Below are 19,562 nucleotides of genomic sequence, written 5' to 3'. Positions count from 1 at the left end.
CAAGTCCATTTTGAGTAAAGAACTTAAAAAGGGCATTTTCTATGTTCGTTAATCTTTTCTAAGAAATGCAGCCTCGCCTGACGGCTCGGTCGTGGCATTCGGCACAAAAGAAAAGCCACTAATACCAAAGGTCATGAGCAAGCTCACTCCCTTGGTTTTAGCGGCTTTCTTGCATTTCTCATTGCTAAAACGCAAAAAACCGCAACTCCTCATAAAATGAGGAATTACGGCTTGTATTTAAGTTCTATGATACGAAATCAAAGATTACTCAATGATTGTAGCAACACGTCCTGATCCTACAGTACGTCCACCCTCACGAATAGCGAAAGTAAGACCCTGGCTCATAGCGATTGGGTGAATCAGTTCGATTGTCATTTCTACGTTATCACCAGGCATGCACATCTCTGTACCTGCTGGAAGGTTACAAACACCTGTTACGTCAGTTGTTCTGAAGTAGAACTGTGGACGGTAGTTGTTGAAGAATGGTGTATGACGACCACCCTCGTCCTTAGTAAGAACGTAAACCTGAGCTGTGAACTTTGTATGACATGTGATTGAACCTGGCTTACAAAGAACCTGACCTCTTACGATATCTTCTCTCTTGATACCACGAAGAAGAGCACCGATGTTATCACCAGCCTGTCCTTCATCAAGGAGCTTTCTGAACATCTCGATACCTGTTACAGTTGTCTTCTGGATTTCTGGCTTAATACCAACGATTTCAACTTCATCATTTAAGTGGATAACACCAGCTTCTACTCTACCGGTAGCAACTGTACCACGACCTGTGATTGTGAATACATCCTCTACAGGCATGATGAATGGCTTATCTGTATCTCTCTGAGGATCTGGAATGTATGAATCTACTGTATCCATAAGTTCCATGATCTTATCTCCCCAAGGTCCCATTGGATCTTCAAGAGCCTTAAGAGCTGAACCCTTAACGATTGGGCAATCATTGAATCCGTACTCTTCAAGCTGTTCTGTAACTTCCATCTCTACAAGTTCGATAAGCTCGTCATCATCAACCATATCGCACTTATTTAAGAATACAACGATGTAAGGTACACCAACCTGACGTGAAAGTAAGATATGCTCCTTTGTCTGAGCCATAACACCATCAGTAGCAGCAACAACAAGGATAGCACCATCCATCTGAGCTGCACCAGTGATCATGTTCTTAACGTAGTCAGCATGTCCTGGACAGTCAACGTGAGCATAATGTCTCTTCTCTGTCTCGTACTCAACGTGAGCTGTAGAGATAGTGATACCTCTTTCTCTCTCTTCTGGAGCCTTATCAATGTTAGCGAAATCAACAGCTGCGTTACCAGCTACTCTCTCTGAAAGAACTTTTGTGATAGCTGCTGTTAATGTTGTTTTACCATGGTCAACGTGACCGATTGTACCAATGTTACAATGTGGCTTACTTCTATTAAACTTTTCCTTTGCCATTTTTTAATATCCTCCTTAAATTTCGTACCCCTAAGGGCTATGCTTGGCTAAAACTCATTATATAGAATATATAAAAGATTTTCAACCTTTTTTTATCTCTTTATACCAGCAGGCATAAGGATTTTCAACCTTTTTACCTGCTGATATGATTTATTTTACTCTTTTAAGTCGAAAGGCACGGCAAAATGCCTTTCTGAGTTGTCAAACTATTATTTTGACTTTTCAGCGATAACCTTCTCCTGAACGCTCTTTGGACACTGAGCGTATTTCTCAAAGAACATTGAGTAGTTACCACGTCCCTGTGTAGATGAACGAAGCTCTGTTGAGTAACCGAACATCTCTGCAAGTGGAACGAATGCTCTGACGATCTTACCACCGCCGATATCATCCATACCTTCGATCTGACCTCTCTTAGCATTTAAGCTTCCGATTACATCACCTAAGTATTCCTCAGGCATTGTAACTTCAACCTTCATGATAGGCTCCAGAAGAACTGGATTTGCCTTAGCCATAGCATCCTTGAAAGCCATAGAACCAGCGATGTGGAATGCCATTTCTGATGAATCGACTTCATGGTATGAACCATCGTATACATTTGCATGAACACCAAGTACCGGGTATCCACCAAGAATACCAGCCTTAGCAGCTTCTTCGATACCTTCACCGACTGCTGGGATATATTCCTTAGGAATAGCACCACCAACAACTGTGGATTCGAACTTGAATGTCTCTTCGCCGTTTGGATCCATTGGCTCGAACTTAACTTTACAGTGACCATACTGACCACGACCACCTGACTGCTTAGCATATTTGCTATCAACGTCAACAGCCTTGGTAAATGTCTCTTTGTAAGCAACCTGAGGTGCACCTACGTTAGCCTCAACCTTGAACTCACGAAGCAGACGGTCAACAATAACCTCAAGGTGAAGCTCACCCATACCGGCGATAATTGTCTGTCCTGTTTCTTTATCTGTATGTGCTCTGAATGTAGGATCTTCTTCAGCAAGCTTTGCAAGAGCCTCGCCCATCTTACCCTGATCATTCTTTGTCTTAGGCTCGATAGCAAGCTCGATAACTGGCTCTGGGAATTCCATTGACTCAAGGATAACCGGATGCTGCTCATCACAGATTGTATCACCAGTTGTTGTTACTTTGAAACCAACAGCAGCTGCGATATCACCAGCGTAAACCTTATCAATTTCCTTACGAGCATTTGCATGCATCTGTACGATACGTCCTACACGCTCTTTCTTGTCTTTTGTTGCATTTAATACATATGAACCTGAGTTCAATGTACCTGAATATACTCTGAAGAATGCTAACTTACCAACGAATGGGTCTGTCATGATCTTGAATGCCAATGCAGCAAATGGTTCTTCATCTGATGAATGACGAACTACATCATTTCCCTCAGGATCTACACCTGTGATATCAGGGATATCTGTAGGAGCTGGCATATATTCAATAACACCATCAAGCATCTTCTGAACACCCTTATTCTTGTATGCGGAACCAAGGAATACCGGAACTGCTTCACAAGCAATAGTTGCTCTACGAAGAACTTTCTTCATTTCGTCGATTGAAGGCTCTTCACCCTCAAGGTACATCATCATTAAGTCATCATCTAACTCGCAGATCTTCTCTACAAGGTTCTCATGCCATTTGTCAGCAAGCTCTTTTAAGTCATCAGGGATCGTTGTGATCTCGATGTCTTCACCCTTATCATCTTTATAATAGTATGCATCCATCTCAAATAAGTCGATCAGACCGATGAAATCGGATTCTTTACCGATAGGAATCTGAACTGGAATTGCATTCTTGCCCAGACGATCAATAATTGTCTGAACTGAGTAGAAAAAGTCAGCACCCATTTTATCCATCTTATTGATGAATGCCATACGTGGAACGTTGTATGTGTCAGCCTGACGCCATACGTTTTCTGACTGAGGCTCTACACCAGCCTTTGCATCGAATACACCAACGGCGCCATCAAGTACACGAAGTGAACGCTCTACTTCTACAGTAAAGTCTACGTGACCTGGAGTATCAATGATGTTGATTCTGTGCTCTAAAGCACCAGCCTTTGGTTTGTGATGATCCTCTAATGTCCAGTGACAGGTTGTAGCAGCGGAAGTGATTGTAATACCTCTTTCCTGCTCCTGCTCCATCCAGTCCATAGTAGCTGTACCATCATGAGTATCACCGATTTTATAGTTAACACCGGTATAGTATAAGATTCTCTCTGTAAGAGTTGTCTTACCAGCATCGATATGAGCCATAATACCAATGTTTCTTGTTCTGTCCAATGGATATTCTCTTCCAGCCAACGGATTGTCCTCCTTTTATTATTCTGTAGACGGCACAGATTAGAATCTGTAGTGAGCAAACGCCTTGTTTGCTTCTGCCATCTTGTGCATATCTTCTTTTCTCTTTACAGATGCACCTGTGTTATTAGCTGCATCCATGATCTCTCTTGCAAGTCTTTCTTCCATGGTCTTTTCACTTCTGGCACGTGAAAATGTTGTCAACCAACGAAGTCCAAGAGCCTGTCTTCTATCTGGTCTTACATCGATAGGTACCTGATATGTTGCACCACCGATACGTCTTGCCTTAACCTCGAGTAATGGCATGATATTATTCATAGCCTCTTCAAATACCTCGATAGCGTCCTTACCAGTTTCAGTTGCGATACGGTCGAATGCACCGTAAACAATCTTCTGGGCAACACCCTTCTTACCATCTAACATTACGTTGTTGATAAGCTTGGTAACCACCTTGTTATTGTAAATTGGATCCGCTAATACGTCTCTCTTTGCGATATGTCCTTTACGTGGCACGGTTCTTCCCTCCTTAATATTTATTAATTCTTCGGTACTCACATTATAAAATGTGTTCGTGCTGTTACTTCCATCTCTTCTATCTATCTGATGTTTTCTGCATTTTATGCATCAACACCTTATCTCATAGCAAAAACATGGCCTAACCAGCACATTTTTTTGGAATGTTTCCAATAATACGGTTTTAATTACTTCTTAGCATCTTTTGGACGCTTAGCACCGTACTTAGAACGAGCCTGACGTCTCTTTGCAACACCTGCTGTATCAAGAGTACCTCTGATGATATGGTATCTTGTACCAGGTAAGTCCTTTACTCTACCACCACGGATAAGAACTACGCTATGCTCCTGAAGGTTGTGACCTTCACCTGGAATATAACTTGTAACTTCGATACCGTTTGATAAACGAACTCTGGCGATCTTTCTCAGAGCTGAGTTAGGCTTCTTAGGAGTAGCTGTCTTAACTGCTGTACAAACTCCTCTCTTCTGTGGAGAGCTTGTCTCAGTTGGCTTCTTCTTTAATGAGTTGAAACTTCTCTGAAGAGCTGGTGCAGTTGACTTCTTCTCTACTGTCTGTCTTCCCTTTCTAACTAACTGGTTAAATGTTGGCATGTTTTCACCTCCTACTTTCAAAATAAAAAATAATATAAGGCATACGTTCTCACGCATGCCTTACCATTATATATATTGAAATTATTCGTGTCAAGCACTTTTCAAATTTATTTATTCGTTATCAGTTGTCTCTGCCTCTACAGTTTCCAAGTCTGAAGCATTTTCTTCCGCCTCATCCTCTGCATCTGCATCGGTATCAACTGCATCTTCTAACTCTGTGCTTTCCAGATCATCTCCGAAGTCGATCTCGTCATCATCATCAAAGAAGTTGATCTCATCCATCTCTGTATCAAGCTTTACAGAACGATAACGCTTCATACCTGTACCTGCTGGGATCAGCTTACCGATAATAACGTTCTCTTTCAGACCATTAAGTGGATCTACCTTACTCTTAATAGCTGCATCTGTAAGAACCTTTGTTGTCTCCTGGAAGGATGCTGCTGACATGAAGGAATCTGTAGCAAGTGATGCCTTTGTAATACCAAGCATTACCTGTGAGCCTTCTGCCGGCTGTTTGCCTTCTGCGATGAGCTGCTCATTTGTATCTTCAAAATCAAGAACGTCAACCAGTGTTCCAGGAAGGTAGGATGAATCTCCGTTATCCTCGATCCTGATCTTCTTTAACATCTGACGAACAATGATCTCGATATGCTTATCATTGATATCAACACCCTGAAGTCTGTATACTCGCTGTACTTCACGAAGCATGTAATCCTGAACTGCACGGATACCTTTGATCTTTAAGATATCATGTGGATTAACAGAACCTTCTGTTAATTCATCACCGGCTTCCAGAACCTGATCGTCCAGAACCTTGATACGGGAACCATAAGGAATTAAGTATGCCTTTGATTCACCTGTCTCGTCATTTGTGATAACGACTTCTCTCTTCTTCTTATTATCACGAAGCTGAACCTTACCGCCAAACTCTGCGATGATCGCAAGTCCCTTTGGCTTTCTTGCTTCGAACAACTCTTCTACTCTAGGAAGGCCCTGTGTAATATCATCACCGGCAACACCACCAGTATGGAATGTTCTCATGGTAAGCTGTGTACCAGGCTCACCGATTGACTGAGCTGCGATAATTCCGGCAGCTTCACCAACCTGTACCGGCTGTCCGGTTGCCATGTTGGCACCGTAACATTTTGCACATACACCAAGGTGTGACTTACATGTCAGGATCGTTCTGATCTTAAGCTTTGCATCCTGTCTTGTAACACCTGTATCCGGATCAAGGAACGGAACACCATTTGAATCTACGCCCTGATTTACGATCAGCTCTGCTCTCTTTGGTGATACCATGTGGTTTGCCTTAACTAAAAGGTTACCATCTTTATCGTATACAGATTCTGCAAGGTAACGGCCTGTAATTCTCTCCTGGAAGGATTCGATTACTTCTTTTCCCTCCATGAAAGCTTCTACTTCCATACCAGGAATTGCTTTTCCTGCACAACAATCTGTCTCACGAATGATCAGATCCTGTGATACGTCAACCAGACGTCTGGTCAGGTATCCTGAATCGGCTGTACGAAGCGCTGTATCGGACAGACCCTTACGAGCACCATGTGCCGAAATGAAGTACTCCAGAACGTCAAGACCTTCACGGAAGTTCGACTTGATCGGAAGTTCGATCGTACGACCGGTTGTATCTGCCATCAGACCACGCATACCAGCCAGCTGTTTGATCTGCTGGTTAGATCCACGGGCACCGGAATCTGCCATCATGAAGATGTTGTTATATTTATCAAGTCCGTCCAGAAGGGCTTTTGTCAGAACCTTATCGGCTTCTTCCCAAACCTTAACAACAGCGAGGTACCTCTCCTCCTCTGTCATAAGACCACGTCTGAACATCTTTGTGATCTTGTCAACCTGAGTCTGAGCATCTGCAAGGATCTGCTTCTTCTCGTCCGGCACCTTCATATCTGAAATAGATACTGAAATAGCACCTCTGGTTGAATACTTGTAACCGATTGCCTTTACGTCATCCAAAACTTCAGCAGTCTTGGTTGCGCCATGTGTATTGATACATTTGTCAAGGATCGGCTTTAACTGTTTCTTACCAACATGGAAATCAATCTCAAGTTTCAGGATATTGTCAGGATTTGTTCTGTCAACATATCCAAGATCCTGAGGAATGATCTCGTTGAACAGCAAACGACCGAGTGTAGTATCGATGATACCTGTAACCTCTGTTCCGTCTTCTGTCGTAACAGTTCTTCTTACTTTTATCTTAGAGTGGAGAGTGATCTCCTTGTTCTCATATGCAAGCAGTGCTTCGTTCTTTGACTTGAAGAACTTGCCTTCTCCGATATCGCCATCCTTCTCCATTGTCAGATAGTAGATACCAAGGACCATATCCTGTGAAGGAACGGCAACCGGAGCACCATCTGAAGGCTTCAGAAGGTTATTCGGGGACAGGAGCAGGAATCTACATTCCGCCTGTGCCTCAACTGTAAGTGGAAGGTGAACAGCCATCTGGTCACCATCGAAATCGGCGTTGAACGCTGTACATACCAGTGGATGAAGCTTGATTGCCTTACCTTCTACAAGGATAGGCTCAAATGCCTGGATACCCAGTCTGTGAAGTGTAGGAGCACGGTTCAACATAACCGGATGCTCTTTGATTACATCCTCCAGTACATCCCAAACTTCCGGCTCAAGCTTTTCTACCATCTTCTTAGCAGCTTTAATGTTATTCGCTCTGCCGCTGGCTGTCAGTTCTTTCATAACAAATGGCTTGAATAATTCGATAGCCATTTCCTTTGGAAGACCACACTGATAGATCTTAAGTTCCGGTCCTACTACGATAACAGAACGTCCTGAATAGTCAACACGCTTACCAAGAAGGTTCTGACGGAAACGTCCCTGCTTACCCTTTAACATATCGGACAGAGACTTTAATGCTCTATTACCCGGACCTGTTACAGGACGGCCTCTTCTACCATTATCAATTAACGCATCAACAGCTTCCTGAAGCATTCTCTTCTCGTTTCTGACAATGATGTCAGGAGCGTTCAGATCAAGAAGTCTTCTTAAGCGGTTATTTCTGTTGATAATTCTTCTATATAAGTCATTCAGGTCAGATGTAGCAAATCTGCCGCCATCCAACTGAACCATAGGTCTGATATCCGGTGGGATAACCGGAATAACATCCATGATCATCCACTCCGGCTTATTCTCAGAATTACGGAATGCTTCAACAACTTCCAGTCTCTTGATGATTCTGGCTCTCTTCTGTCCGCTTGAATTCTTAAGCTCAGCCTTTAATTCTTCGCTTTCTTTATCCAGATCGATTGCTCTTAAGAGCTCCTGAATGGACTCAGCACCCATTCCTGCACGGAAGGAGCCGTATCCGAAGTCCTCTTCAGCCTTTCTGTATTCCTGCTCTGTCAGAACCTGCTTATAAGTAAGCGGTGTGTCCTTTGGATCAAGAACAATATAAGATGCAAAGTATAATACCTTTTCAAGTACTCTTGGAGAAATATCAAGGATCAGTCCCATACGGCTAGGAATACCTTTGAAATACCAGATATGGGATACCGGTGCTGCAAGCTCGATATGACCCATACGCTCTCTACGAACGCTGGCCTTTGTAACCTCTACACCACATCGATCACAGATAATACCTTTATATCTGATCTTCTTGTATTTACCGCAATGACATTCCCAGTCCTTGCTAGGTCCAAATATTCTCTCACAGAACAAACCGTCTTTTTCCGGTTTTAATGTTCTGTAGTTGATAGTCTCAGGTTTCTTAACCTCACCATGTGACCATTCTCTGATTTTTTCAGGAGATGCAAGTCCGATTCTAATTGCGTCAAAGCTTAAAGCCTGTTCCTGTTCTGGAGTTTCCATGTTAAATTCTGGCATCTTACAAAATCTCCTTTCTAAAATTCATCATCCGAGTTGTCATCATAATCATCGCTGTAATCATCCAGATATTCTCCGTCTGATAATGATGTCAGCTCATCATTTTCATCTGTTCCGCTGAAGCCCGCTTCTTCAAATTCACGTCCATCAGCTTCCCGTTTATCATCATCGATCATGCTCTTAACATTCTCGTCATACGCTTCGATCGTCTCACCGAGATCAACCTCTGTCATATCGTCTTTTACAACTCTGACATCGAGACCAAGTGACTGGAATTCCTTCAGCAGTACCTTGAATGACTCAGGGATACCAGGTGTAGGAATGTTCTCACCCTTAATGATCGCTTCATATGTCTTAACACGTCCGATTACATCATCCGACTTAACAGTCAGGATTTCCTGTAATGTATATGATGCACCGTATGCTTCCAGTGCCCAAACTTCCATCTCACCGAAACGCTGTCCACCGAACTGAGCTTTACCACCCAGAGGCTGCTGTGTAACTAATGAGTACGGACCGGTTGAACGTGCATGGATCTTATCATCAACCAGATGGTGGAGCTTAAGATAATGCATGTAACCGATTGTTACAGGGCTGTCAAATTCTTCACCGGTTCTACCGTCACGAAGCTGTACCTTACCGGTTCTGTCGATTGGAACGCCCTTCCATTCTTCTCTGTGATCTCTGTTCTCATAGAGGTAATTCATTACTTCTTCTGAAACAGAATCTTTATATTTCTCGTAGAAGTTCTCCCACTCAGTATTTGCATAATCATTCGCCATCTCAAGAGTATCCATGATATCAAACTCGTCTGCACCATCAAACACAGGAGTTGAAACCTTGAATCCGAGAACCTGTGAAGCAAGACCAAGATGGATTTCAAGAACCTGTCCGATATTCATACGCGAAGGAACGCCCAGTGGGTTCAACACGATATCGAGCGGACGGCCATTTGGAAGGAATGGCATATCTTCTACCGGAAGTACACGGGAAATTACACCCTTGTTACCATGACGACCAGCCATCTTATCTCCTACCTGGATCTTTCTCTTCTGAGCAATGTATACTCTGACTGATTTATTAACACCCGGTGAAAGTTCATCACCATTTTCTCTTGTGAAGATCTTGGTATCCATGATGACACCAAATGCTCCATGAGGAACCTTCAGGGAAGTATCTCTTACTTCTCTTGCCTTCTCACCAAAGATGGCACGAAGGAGTCTTTCCTCTGCTGTCAGTTCTGTCTCTCCCTTAGGAGTAACCTTACCGACAAGGATATCTCCGGCACGAACCTCAGCACCGATACGGATAATACCATTCTCATCCAGATCCTTTAATGCATCATTGGACAGTCCAGCAAGATCTCTTGTGATCTCTTCCGGTCCGAGCTTGGTATCTCTCGCTTCGCATTCGTACTCCTCAATATGAATAGATGTATATACATCATCTTTTACAAGTCTTTCACTTAAAAGAACAGCATCCTCGTAGTTGTAACCTTCCCAGGTCATGAAACCGATCAGAGGGTTCTTTCCAAGTGCGATCTCTCCACCTGAAGTAGATGGTCCGTCTGCGATAACCTCTCCAGCCTTAACATGCTCGCCCTTGAATACGATAGGTCTCTGGTTCATACAGTTACCCTGATTGCTTCGTGCGAACTTGATAACGTGGTAGATATCCTTTGTTCCATCTTCATCTGCCTTAATACAGATTTCCTTACTTGTGGAATATTCAACTACACCATCTCTCTTTGCAACGATACATACACCTGAATCAACAGCTGCCTTTGCTTCCATACCGGTACCTACAACGGCTGATTCGGTAAGCATAAGCGGAACTGCCTGACGCTGCATGTTTGATCCCATCAGAGCACGGTTTGCATCATCGTTCTCAAGGAAAGGAATCATGGATGTAGCAACTGAGAATACCATCTTAGGAGAAACGTCCATCAGATCAACTCTTGATTTCGGGAACTCTGTTGTATCCTCTCTGTATCTTCCTGATACGTTGTTATTTACGAAATGACCATCTGCATCCAGAGGTTCATTTGCCTGTGCAACTCTGTAATTATCTTCTTCATCTGCCGTCAGATAAATAACCTCATCTGTAACTACAGGGTTTGCAGGATCTGATTTATCCAGTTTTCTGTATGGTGCTTCTACAAAACCATACTCATTGATTCTTGCATAAGTAGCCAGAGAGTTGATCAGACCGATGTTAGGACCTTCAGGAGTCTCGATAGGACACATTCTACCATAATGAGTATAGTGTACATCTCGAACCTCGAATCCTGCTCTGTCTCGTGACAGACCACCGGGACCAAGGGCTGATAATCTTCTCTTATGAGTCAGCTCAGACAATGGATTGTTCTGATCCATGAACTGTGACAACTGGGAACTTCCGAAGAATTCCTTAACTGCTGCTGTTACAGGCTTGATGTTGATCAGAGACTGTGGAGTGATCGTCTCTACGTCCTGAGTCGTCATTCTCTCTCTTACAACTCTTTCCAGTCTGGAAAGACCGATTCTATACTGATTCTGAAGAAGTTCTCCGACTGCACGGATACGTCTGTTACCAAGGTGATCGATATCATCCTTTGTTCCAATACCATATTCAAGGTGAATGTTGTAGTTAATTGAAGCGATAATGTCTTCTTTTGTTATATGCTTTGGAACAAGGTCAGATGCATCTCTTGCGATAGCTGCCTTTAATTCTTCTTCGTCTGAATATTCATTTAAAAGGGTTTCAAGGACAGGATAGTATACACCCTCATGGATACCTACTTCAGCAGGATCAAATCCAACATACTTGGACAGATCTACTACCATATTTGAAAGCACCTTTACGTTACGTTCTTCTGTCTGGATCATAACATATGGTACAGCAGCATCCTGGATATCCTTTGCCTGTGCTCTTGTAAGTGTCGTGCCTGCTTCTGCGATCACTTCACCGGTTGCCGGATCGATCGCATCCTCTGCAAGTATCTGACCTGTGATTCTGTTCTGGAATGCCAGCTTCTTATTGAACTTATAACGTCCAACCTTTGCAAGATCATAACGTCTTGGATCAAAGAACATTGCATTAATCAGGTTCTCTGCACTCTCTACTGCAAGAGGCTCACCCGGTCTTATTTTTTTGTACAGCTCAAGAAGACCATCCTGATATGTCTCAGAAGGATCCTTTTCAATACTTGCTAAAATCTTTGGTTCTTCGCCAAACAGATCGATAATCTCTGCATTTGTTCCGATTCCCAGTGAACGGATAAGTACTGTGATAGGCACCTTTCTGGTTCTATCTACACGAACATAGAAAACATCATTCGAATCTGTTTCGTACTCTAACCATGCACCACGGTTTGGGATAACTGTACAGGAGTACAGCTTCTTACCAATCTTATCATGTGCAATATCATAGTAGATACCAGGTGAACGCACCAACTGGCTTACGATAACTCGCTCTGCACCGTTGATCACAAATGTACCTGTCTCGGTCATAAGAGGAAGATCACCCATGAAAATCTCATGTTCTGACATTTCCTTTGCGTCATTTGCATGGAGTCTTACTTTTACTTTAAGCGGTGCAGCATATGTTGCATCTCTTTCCTTGCACTCTTCGATTGAGTACTTCACATCATCTCTACATAACTGGAAATCTACAAACTCAAGACTAAGCTGTCCTGTATAGTCAGTAATAGGAGAGATATCTTTAAATGCCTCCTTCAGACCATCGGTAAGGAACCACTGGTATGAGTTTTTCTGAACTTCGATAAAGTTAGGCATCTCCAGTACATCTTTCTGTCTGGAATAACTCATTCGGATACCTTTACCAGATTGAACAGGACTAATTCTGTTTTTTTCCATCGACACATTCACCCCTTGGAATTTATTTTTAAGCGTATATTCTGTTGAAATGCTTACATTTAACCGAAATATATTAGCCGTGTCATTATATGTCTGGTTTGAACGCAAACCAACCCATAGTATAGACATCCTACACTGTATCACATTTTCAAGGTATATGTCAAGAAATATTTGGAATTTTTTATTAAAGAATTGTATATGAACTTTTATCCATATTTATATGCCCCTCTGCATTCTTTTGAAACAGCCTGCAGCGGTATTATTACAGAACAGATACATAACGCTGACTATATCATGTCGTATCTGTGTTCAGAATCTTAAAATCACTTATTCGGTCTCAACTGCTCTTATTGATAAAAATGATCAGTTCGCCGGAACTTTGACAAAAACGACCTGGCAGGTAATTCTCCCGCCAGGTCGAAAGATATTCATAAATACAAGGAATAAAATTACTTTAATGTAACCTTAGCGCCTTCAGCCTCTAACTTAGTCTTAGCTTCCTCAGCCTCGTCCTTTGAAGCTCCCTCTTTGATAACCTTTGGAGCGCCATCAACAGCGTCCTTAGCTTCCTTTAAGCCAAGACCTGTGATCTCACGAACAACCTTGATAACCTTAACCTTATTAGGACCAACTTCTGTAAGTTCGATATCGAATGAATCCTTCTCTTCTGCTGCTGGAGCGTCTCCGCCTGCTGCTGCTACAACAACACCTGCTGCTGCTGATACGCCGAATTCTTCCTCACATGCTTTAACTAAGTCATTTAATTCTAATACTGATAAACCTTTGATTACTTCAATAATTTCCTGAGTTGTCATTATTATTTCCTCCATTAATATAATATAGTTTAATAATTGCTGCTTCTATTAAATAGAAGCCGACGTGCCTGTATGCACAAATAATTAAGCTTCCTTCTGTTCTGCAATCTGCTTGATAACACGAGCGAAGTTTGCAATAGGTGACTGGATACTTCCAAGGAATTTGGAAATAAGTACTTCTCTTGAAGGAATGTTTGCAATAACTGCGATACCTGCTGCATCGTAGAATGTACCTTCTACAACGCCACCCTTAAGCTCAAGTGCCGGAGCAGTCTTTGCGAAGTTAGCCAGGATTCTGGCTGCTGCTGTAGCATCTGTCTTACAGATAGCTAATCCGGTAGGTCCTTCGAGACATGGCTTCAGTCCCTCGAACTCTGTGCCTTCAATAGCGAAGTTGATCATGGTGTTCTTGTATACCTTATAAACAACCCCAGCTTCTCTTAACTGCTTACGAAGCTGTGTGTCCTGCTCAACTGTAAGTCCACGGTAGTCAACTACAACTGCTGTCTGAGCACCATCTAAGTTAGCTTTGATTTCTTCAACTACTGGCTTCTTAATCTCTACCTTTGCCATAATGCGCCTCCTTGTTTTACTAATGACTGCACATAGTTAACAGAAAGCATCTTCTGCTAAAATAAGAAAAGCTCTCTGTCGATAAGACAGAGAGCATATAGTTAAAATAATATTAACGATATATTCCTCGGTAGGTGTTTTTCAACTTATGCCATCCGGCACCTACTGTCTTCGGCAGTTCATCGGGAGATACTTTACCATAACACAAGGAATATGTCAATACGTTTTTTCACTTTTTGATGTAAATTTTCACTTTTCCATGTAAATTTACACTTTTCCATGTAAATTTACACTTTTCCATGTAAATTTACACTTTTTCGTGCAAATACTTTTGCTCACATTATTTATGATGTGTAATTCTTTTATATCTGTTTTTGTCTGGATCTTATTCTTCCCATTTCTTTACAAGAATGCTGGCATTGTGTCCACCAAATCCAAGAGAATTGCTCAGTGCATATGTAATGTCCTTATGAACGCCCTCACCCTTTGTATAATTCAGGTCGATCTCGCCTTCTGTCTCACGAAGACCTACTGTTGGGTGAATGTATCCATCTTCGATAGATTTTACGCATGTAATAAATTCAACTGCTCCGGCCGCGCCAAATAAATGACCGATCATGGATTTTGTAGAATTAATATTTACATTATATGCATCTTCACCAAATGCTTTCTTAATTGCTCTTGTCTCATAGAGATCATTGTGGTGGGTACTTGTTCCGTGTGCATTGATATAATCAACGTCTGCCGGTGTAATGCCAGCCTCGTTGATCGCGAGTGTCATGGCTCTTGCTGCACCCTCTCCATCCTCGGCAGGGGATGTAATGTGAAATGCATCACAGGTGGAACCATATCCGACAACCTCGGCAAGGATCTTTGCTCCTCTTGCCTGCGCATGCTCCAGAGATTCCAGAACTACGACTCCAGCTCCTTCACCGATAACGAATCCACATCTGTCTTTGTCAAACGGAATCGACGCACGATCTGCTTCCGTTGCACTTGAAAGAGCTGTCATGGAGATAAATCCTGAAACATTTGTCTCACAGATCGGTGATTCAGCGCCTCCGGCTACCATCACATCTGCATCTCCGACCTGAATATAACGATATGCCTCGCCAATGCTGTTTGTTCCTGTCGCACATGCTGTTACAACATCTGTACATTTGCCCTTTAAGCCATATGCAATCGCTACATTTCCGGCTGCCATATTCGAGATCATCATAGGAACCATCATTACACTGACACGGTTTGCCTTACCATTCATAACCTTGGCATGTTCCTTTTCGATCGTAGATACACCGCCAAGTCCGTTACCGATGCAGGTTCCGAATCTTGTCAGATCTTCTTTCTCAAGATCAATACCGGCATTCTTGATTGCTTCGCCTGTAGCTGCAACTGCATACTGGCAGAACGGCTCCATTCTTCTGGCTGCCTTTGGATCCATATATTGTTTCGGATCAAAATCTTTTACTTCAGCACCCATTTTGCATTTATATTCGGATACATCAAATTTTGTAATCTCGCCAATACCTACTTTATTCTTCTTAATGCCATCCCAGAATTCTTCTACGTTATTTCCAATCGGGGTTACAGCGCCCATTCCTGTTACAACTACTCTTTTCATCTCGTTTTCCTTTCAAAGACAATCTATCCATTTTAGTACATATAAATATGTACCGTCGCAATGCTCATTGTACCATTTCACCTGTCGGTTCAATGTTGGTTTCGCATTATGCTGGTATGTACAAACACATCCCATCGCAATGCTCATTGTACCATCTCGTTTTTAAAACCGCAAGTGTTGGTCTGTTTCTCTTTCAAAATATCTATTTCTCTTTCAGAATATCCATCATCTCAGCGATCATTTCTTCATCCTGAAGCCGGAACAGGATCTCTACTCGTCTGGATGCTTCCAGATCGACAGATCCATCCTCCTTATAAATCGGATTGCTGTAGGACTTTCCATTTGCCGTCAGCACACTTCGAAGCAGTTCAACATCTGTGGAGCTTATGATTCCGTTACTCTCGGTCAGGCAATACTTCGCAACAGAAAAGGCTCTCTGCTGGGAAAGTTCAAGATTATAAATATAAGATCCATTCGTATCTGTATGACCTTCTATAATAATCTCCGATACATAATCACGATATTTTTCATCCAGCAGCACTTTACAGTATTTGGGAAGAAATTCTTTCAAGAATGTCTTTCCTTCTTCCTTCAGATCACTGTCTGCTACATCAAACAAAACGCTTGCATCAAATGTGATCGCTCCGGTTTTTTCATCAACTTTTACATTTAACGAACTGTCTGCAAACTCATCACGGAGTGCCGCCACCAGATCACTTCGGATGCCTGCGATACGGTCAAGCTCCGCCTGCTGGTCTTTTAAGAGCTGTTCCTGCTCTTTGATGATCTCCTGCTGTTTATCAAGCTCCGCCTGTTTACTCTCATACTGGCTTTTTGACTGCATCAGTGTAAAAGAAATGATCAGAATAAAGATCAGAAGGAGTGCTGCCATCATATCGGAATAAGACAGCCAGTAAGAGGTTTCTTCTTCCTCCAGTCTTCTTCGTTTCTTACTCATGCCTTATCCCTCCCTGCTGCTCTGTTCGATCGCTCTCGGGCGGTTCAATCTGCCACGGAAGATATCATTCTGATCCTTTGTCAGGATACGGATATCTCCGATGTCCTCATGCATGGACTTCAGATATGCAAGTGTTTCTTCGATTGCCCTCTGTGTTGCTATCGTTGCTTCCAACTGTTTCTTCTGGAAATCCAGTTCCAGATTACCGTTATCGTAAGTCGCATCCGGACGTACATACCGTTTGAACTCTGCTACAAATTCATCCAGCTTATGATATGCCTGTTCCAGAACCGTCTTAAAGATCAGATTAAATGTCAGGGAAAAGATCATTCCATAGATAGAGGTATGGAATGCAACCTTGATACCATCCATCAGAGGTCCGATACTGTTCGTGATCTCTTCTGCTGATCCAGTGTTAAATGCCTGAAGTCCGATTGACAGACCGATAAAGGTACCAAGAATACCAAGTCCGGTCATGGCACCCGGCACCAGACTCAGACGACCCTTTTCTACTGCATCATCGATCAACTGGTAATTGATAAAATCTTCGATATCGCAGGCATATTTTCCTTCCTCATCCTGCTCCAGACGTTTCATTTCTTCTACATAATCTACATAGGAATTTCTCAGATGTTCCTCATTAAAGATACCATACCGGGTCTCGGTACGATACAGATCCCAAAGAAGCTTCTTTTCTTTTGCATAGTCGCCCTTGATATAGCTGATGGCTATACGGAAATCTTCCCCCATCTGGTCGATATGCTTCAGATGCTTATATGCATAGACAAATATCGCCCCCACAATTCCAAACATACAAACACTGATCAGCACATTTGCCGGATCCAGACTATCATTTGTCACATTCAGTAAAATACAGATGCCGAGCATCACCACATAGACAACAGGCAGCCACTTTTTATTCAGCTCTACCTTCATGTTCTGCTTCTTACGGAATGCTCTTGCCGCACGTTCATTCTGCGGCCGAATGGTTTTCAACCGGTTTCGTTTGTTCATGTTCCTCGTTTCCTCTCGTATAATCTCATTCAGCCTTTTCATTCGTATCTGCCAAAGCGTTTCCCCATTCGTTTTATTGTAGCATTAATCCGCATTTTTTACCATCACAATGCGTAAAAAAAGGCACCAGATACAAATAAATTCTATTATCTGTATCTGATGCCGTATATTAACAATTCCGAATTAATACCACGTATCCGGATTATACGGATCGAATGTATGAACATCTATCTTATAATTCTTTTGCCAGAAATCAGCAACATTTTTATACGATGCGATCTGGATACAATGTTCATCAACACTTGTCAGAGGGGTCTGATCCATTCTGAATTCTGTATCTTATGATAATCCTCCGGCAGGCATTCCAAATATGTACTTTTATTATTCGCCATATTACCATTTAGCTCTCCAAACATATAGCCGCCTTCATAGATCACCATTCCGATCGTGTGAAAATACATCTTTGTATGTTCATCATGAACCGCATTATAATTCTTGAGCGAACCATATATGGTCGGCTGCAGATTTCGATAATATTCTTTTTCCGAATCATTGTATACAACCATTCCATATGCTCCGTAGTATTTTGCTGCCTCGACCATATACCAGACCGCCCCGCAATTATATTCTTTATATGGAAACGAACCTATATACGCATCCAGCAACTGTATCATTTCTCCCATATCAAGATTTTTTGCAGATCTGTTATACTTCTTTTCATAGCCCGCTCTCAGCTCTTTGATCAATCTGTTTACTTTTAAAGTATTCGCCAGCGTTCCCCAGGTATAAACCGATTTCTTCAAAGCTGTTTTTTTCTCTGCCTTTGTGATACCCTCCATTTTAAGTGTCGTTACTTTTTCTTTTCCATAATAAATAGAAAGATCATATGGTTTTTCTACCAAGCTGTCTATGTAAATATAGGTCATATATTTATATCCTGCATTTATATAAGGAGCAACGTTATAATATTCCATATTTATCTCTCCAAAAACTTCCCAAATGGACGATTCCAGTTTATGGGTGTTTGCTCCGAACAAAATCTTTATGTTTTTGTAATTTGGCAGATATGTTGTTGCCCCACCGGAACCATCAAGCACCGGCAGATCAGCCTCTCGGTATCCATATGAATCTCCATATTTCGCAATAAATTTTCTTGGATTTACCGGTTTCTTCGAATAGACAACAAGCCCTTTCCATTTGCTCACAACACCCTCACCCATATTATCCAGCCCGCCGATCTTTTCACCGCCGTCCTCGTATGACTCTGTTATGATCATCTGATTGTTATCGATTGTTTTCGGTTTTTTCCTCGTTTTGATAAAATATGGATTGTTTTTTATCTCTGTGTTTTTAAGTGCATTTTTTCCGATCTTTTTCATTATCAGATTTTGATTGTCCAGATTCGTTTCATACAGATTTCTGCAATTCTGAAATGCTCCTGCTTCAAATACCTTCAGATTGGATGCATCATAGAAAATAAGAGTCAGAAGATTGGTACATCCGTAAAATGCCTGTTTTTTTACTGTACGGATGTTATTTCCCAATGTGACCTTCCATATTTTCTTGTTATTGTAAAACGCTTTTTTCCCAACAGACGTAACCTTAAAATTATAAGTCCCTTTATATTTTCCCGTCTTCGACGTGATCTTTATACTAGCAGGCACCATCACCTCAGTGCGCTTCTTTTTTGCTTTTTTTGTAAATCCCGTTACCTCTACCGTTTTCTTCTTCGGGGTCAGTGCGGTTATCCTATAGGTATAATTTCCTACCGTGACTTTTGTTCCAACTTTTGCATTTTTGATCTTTACAGTCTTTGCTGCCGCAAGTTCCGGTGTCTCACTTTCCAATGCTGCCGCATTTGCTGTAAACGGTCCACTCATGCATAACATGACTGTCGCCATGCACCAGACAACGAACCGCTTTAATCTGCTTTTCATTTTTCCCATAATCATCT

At 42.1% G+C, this 19,562-nt stretch carries 13 protein-coding genes and 1 other annotated feature; all 13 genes read right to left on the bottom strand.

The genetic code is table 11. From position 1 onward, the window contains the following. Positions 1-264: 264 nt before the first annotated feature. The 13 genes from tuf to DXA07_RS02160 all read right to left on the bottom strand — a co-directional run bounded on the left by tuf (position 265) and on the right by DXA07_RS02160 (position 19,554). On the bottom strand, positions 265-1,452 hold the full coding sequence (gene tuf / locus DXA07_RS02215; protein WP_118483195.1) for an elongation factor Tu: 1,188 nt from the start codon (positions 1,450-1,452) through the stop codon (positions 265-267). A gap of 209 nt (positions 1,453-1,661) precedes the next feature. Continuing rightward, a complete protein-coding gene (fusA, locus tag DXA07_RS02210) occupies positions 1,662-3,779 on the bottom strand; it encodes an elongation factor G (protein ID WP_118483193.1) in 2,118 nt (705 codons plus the stop codon). 39 nt (positions 3,780-3,818) lie between these two features. After that, complete coding sequence (gene rpsG, locus DXA07_RS02205; protein WP_044945754.1) at positions 3,819-4,289, bottom strand: 30S ribosomal protein S7; 471 nt, start codon at positions 4,287-4,289, stop codon at positions 3,819-3,821. Positions 4,290-4,477: 188 nt separating this feature from the next. Then, positions 4,478-4,900 carry a 30S ribosomal protein S12 gene (gene rpsL / locus DXA07_RS02200; protein ID WP_044945751.1) on the bottom strand — a complete coding sequence of 141 codons (423 nt, stop codon included), beginning with the start codon at positions 4,898-4,900 and terminating at the stop codon, positions 4,478-4,480. Between the two features lie 111 nt (positions 4,901-5,011). Beyond that, complete coding sequence (rpoC, locus tag DXA07_RS02195) at positions 5,012-8,770, bottom strand: DNA-directed RNA polymerase subunit beta' (RefSeq protein WP_118483191.1); 3,759 nt, start codon at positions 8,768-8,770, stop codon at positions 5,012-5,014. A gap of 17 nt (positions 8,771-8,787) precedes the next feature. Beyond that, positions 8,788-12,627 (bottom strand): DNA-directed RNA polymerase subunit beta, encoded by a 3,840-nt coding sequence (locus tag DXA07_RS02190; protein ID WP_118483189.1) that lies wholly within the window; start codon positions 12,625-12,627, stop codon positions 8,788-8,790. Between the two features lie 449 nt (positions 12,628-13,076). Continuing rightward, positions 13,077-13,442 (bottom strand): 50S ribosomal protein L7/L12, encoded by a 366-nt coding sequence (gene rplL / locus DXA07_RS02185; RefSeq protein ID WP_021944598.1) that lies wholly within the window; start codon positions 13,440-13,442, stop codon positions 13,077-13,079. An 84-nt stretch (positions 13,443-13,526) separates the two neighbouring features. Beyond that, positions 13,527-14,015 carry a 50S ribosomal protein L10 gene (gene rplJ / locus DXA07_RS02180; RefSeq protein WP_008402032.1) on the bottom strand — a complete coding sequence of 163 codons (489 nt, stop codon included), beginning with the start codon at positions 14,013-14,015 and terminating at the stop codon, positions 13,527-13,529. Positions 14,016-14,070: 55 nt separating this feature from the next. Beyond that, positions 14,071-14,208, bottom strand: a sequence feature (ribosomal protein L10 leader region). A 192-nt stretch (positions 14,209-14,400) separates the two neighbouring features. Further along, positions 14,401-15,636 (bottom strand): beta-ketoacyl-ACP synthase II, encoded by a 1,236-nt coding sequence (gene fabF / locus DXA07_RS02175; RefSeq protein ID WP_118483188.1) that lies wholly within the window; start codon positions 15,634-15,636, stop codon positions 14,401-14,403. Between the two features lie 202 nt (positions 15,637-15,838). Continuing rightward, a complete protein-coding gene (locus DXA07_RS02170) occupies positions 15,839-16,594 on the bottom strand; it encodes an OmpA family protein (protein WP_118483186.1) in 756 nt (251 codons plus the stop codon). A gap of 3 nt (positions 16,595-16,597) precedes the next feature. Further along, positions 16,598-17,608 carry a MotA/TolQ/ExbB proton channel family protein gene (locus DXA07_RS02165; RefSeq protein WP_118483184.1) on the bottom strand — a complete coding sequence of 337 codons (1,011 nt, stop codon included), beginning with the start codon at positions 17,606-17,608 and terminating at the stop codon, positions 16,598-16,600. A 183-nt stretch (positions 17,609-17,791) separates the two neighbouring features. After that, positions 17,792-17,932 (bottom strand): hypothetical protein, encoded by a 141-nt coding sequence (locus DXA07_RS12980; RefSeq protein ID WP_182429558.1) that lies wholly within the window; start codon positions 17,930-17,932, stop codon positions 17,792-17,794. Then, the gene (locus DXA07_RS02160) at positions 17,914-19,554 is read right to left on the bottom strand and encodes a leucine-rich repeat domain-containing protein (protein ID WP_182429556.1); all 1,641 of its coding nucleotides are present in this window, start codon (positions 19,552-19,554) and stop codon (positions 17,914-17,916) included. Before DXA07_RS02160 ends, DXA07_RS12980 begins: the two co-directional genes overlap by 19 nt. Positions 19,555-19,562 lie beyond the last annotated feature (8 nt).

The sequence above is a fragment of the Clostridium sp. AM54-37XD genome (genome assembly GCF_003478225.1).
Classification (GTDB): domain Bacteria; phylum Bacillota; class Clostridia; order Lachnospirales; family Lachnospiraceae; genus Coprococcus; species Coprococcus ammoniilyticus.
Note: the sequence above shows the minus strand (reverse complement) of the source record. Positions and strands in the feature narration are given on the sequence as shown.

What these genes read in the sequence shown, in the direction of transcription:
- rpsL (WP_044945751.1), bottom strand. Translation starts at nt 4,900, where the DNA reads ATGCCAACATTTAACCAGTTAGTTAGAAAGGGAAGACAGACAGTAGAG.
- tuf (WP_118483195.1), bottom strand. Translation starts at nt 1,452, where the DNA reads ATGGCAAAGGAAAAGTTTAATAGAAGTAAGCCACATTGTAACATTGGT.
- DXA07_RS12980 (WP_182429558.1), bottom strand. Translation starts at nt 17,932, where the DNA reads ATGGATCAGACCCCTCTGACAAGTGTTGATGAACATTGTATCCAGATC.
- fabF (WP_118483188.1), bottom strand. Translation starts at nt 15,636, where the DNA reads ATGAAAAGAGTAGTTGTAACAGGAATGGGCGCTGTAACCCCGATTGGA.
- rplJ (WP_008402032.1), bottom strand. Translation starts at nt 14,015, where the DNA reads ATGGCAAAGGTAGAGATTAAGAAGCCAGTAGTTGAAGAAATCAAAGCT.
- rplL (WP_021944598.1), bottom strand. Translation starts at nt 13,442, where the DNA reads ATGACAACTCAGGAAATTATTGAAGTAATCAAAGGTTTATCAGTATTA.
- DXA07_RS02190 (WP_118483189.1), bottom strand. Translation starts at nt 12,627, where the DNA reads ATGGAAAAAAACAGAATTAGTCCTGTTCAATCTGGTAAAGGTATCCGA.
- rpoC (WP_118483191.1), bottom strand. Translation starts at nt 8,770, where the DNA reads ATGCCAGAATTTAACATGGAAACTCCAGAACAGGAACAGGCTTTAAGC.
- DXA07_RS02170 (WP_118483186.1), bottom strand. Translation starts at nt 16,594, where the DNA reads ATGAGTAAGAAACGAAGAAGACTGGAGGAAGAAGAAACCTCTTACTGG.
- DXA07_RS02160 (WP_182429556.1), bottom strand. Translation starts at nt 19,554, where the DNA reads ATGGGAAAAATGAAAAGCAGATTAAAGCGGTTCGTTGTCTGGTGCATG.
- DXA07_RS02165 (WP_118483184.1), bottom strand. Translation starts at nt 17,608, where the DNA reads ATGAACAAACGAAACCGGTTGAAAACCATTCGGCCGCAGAATGAACGT.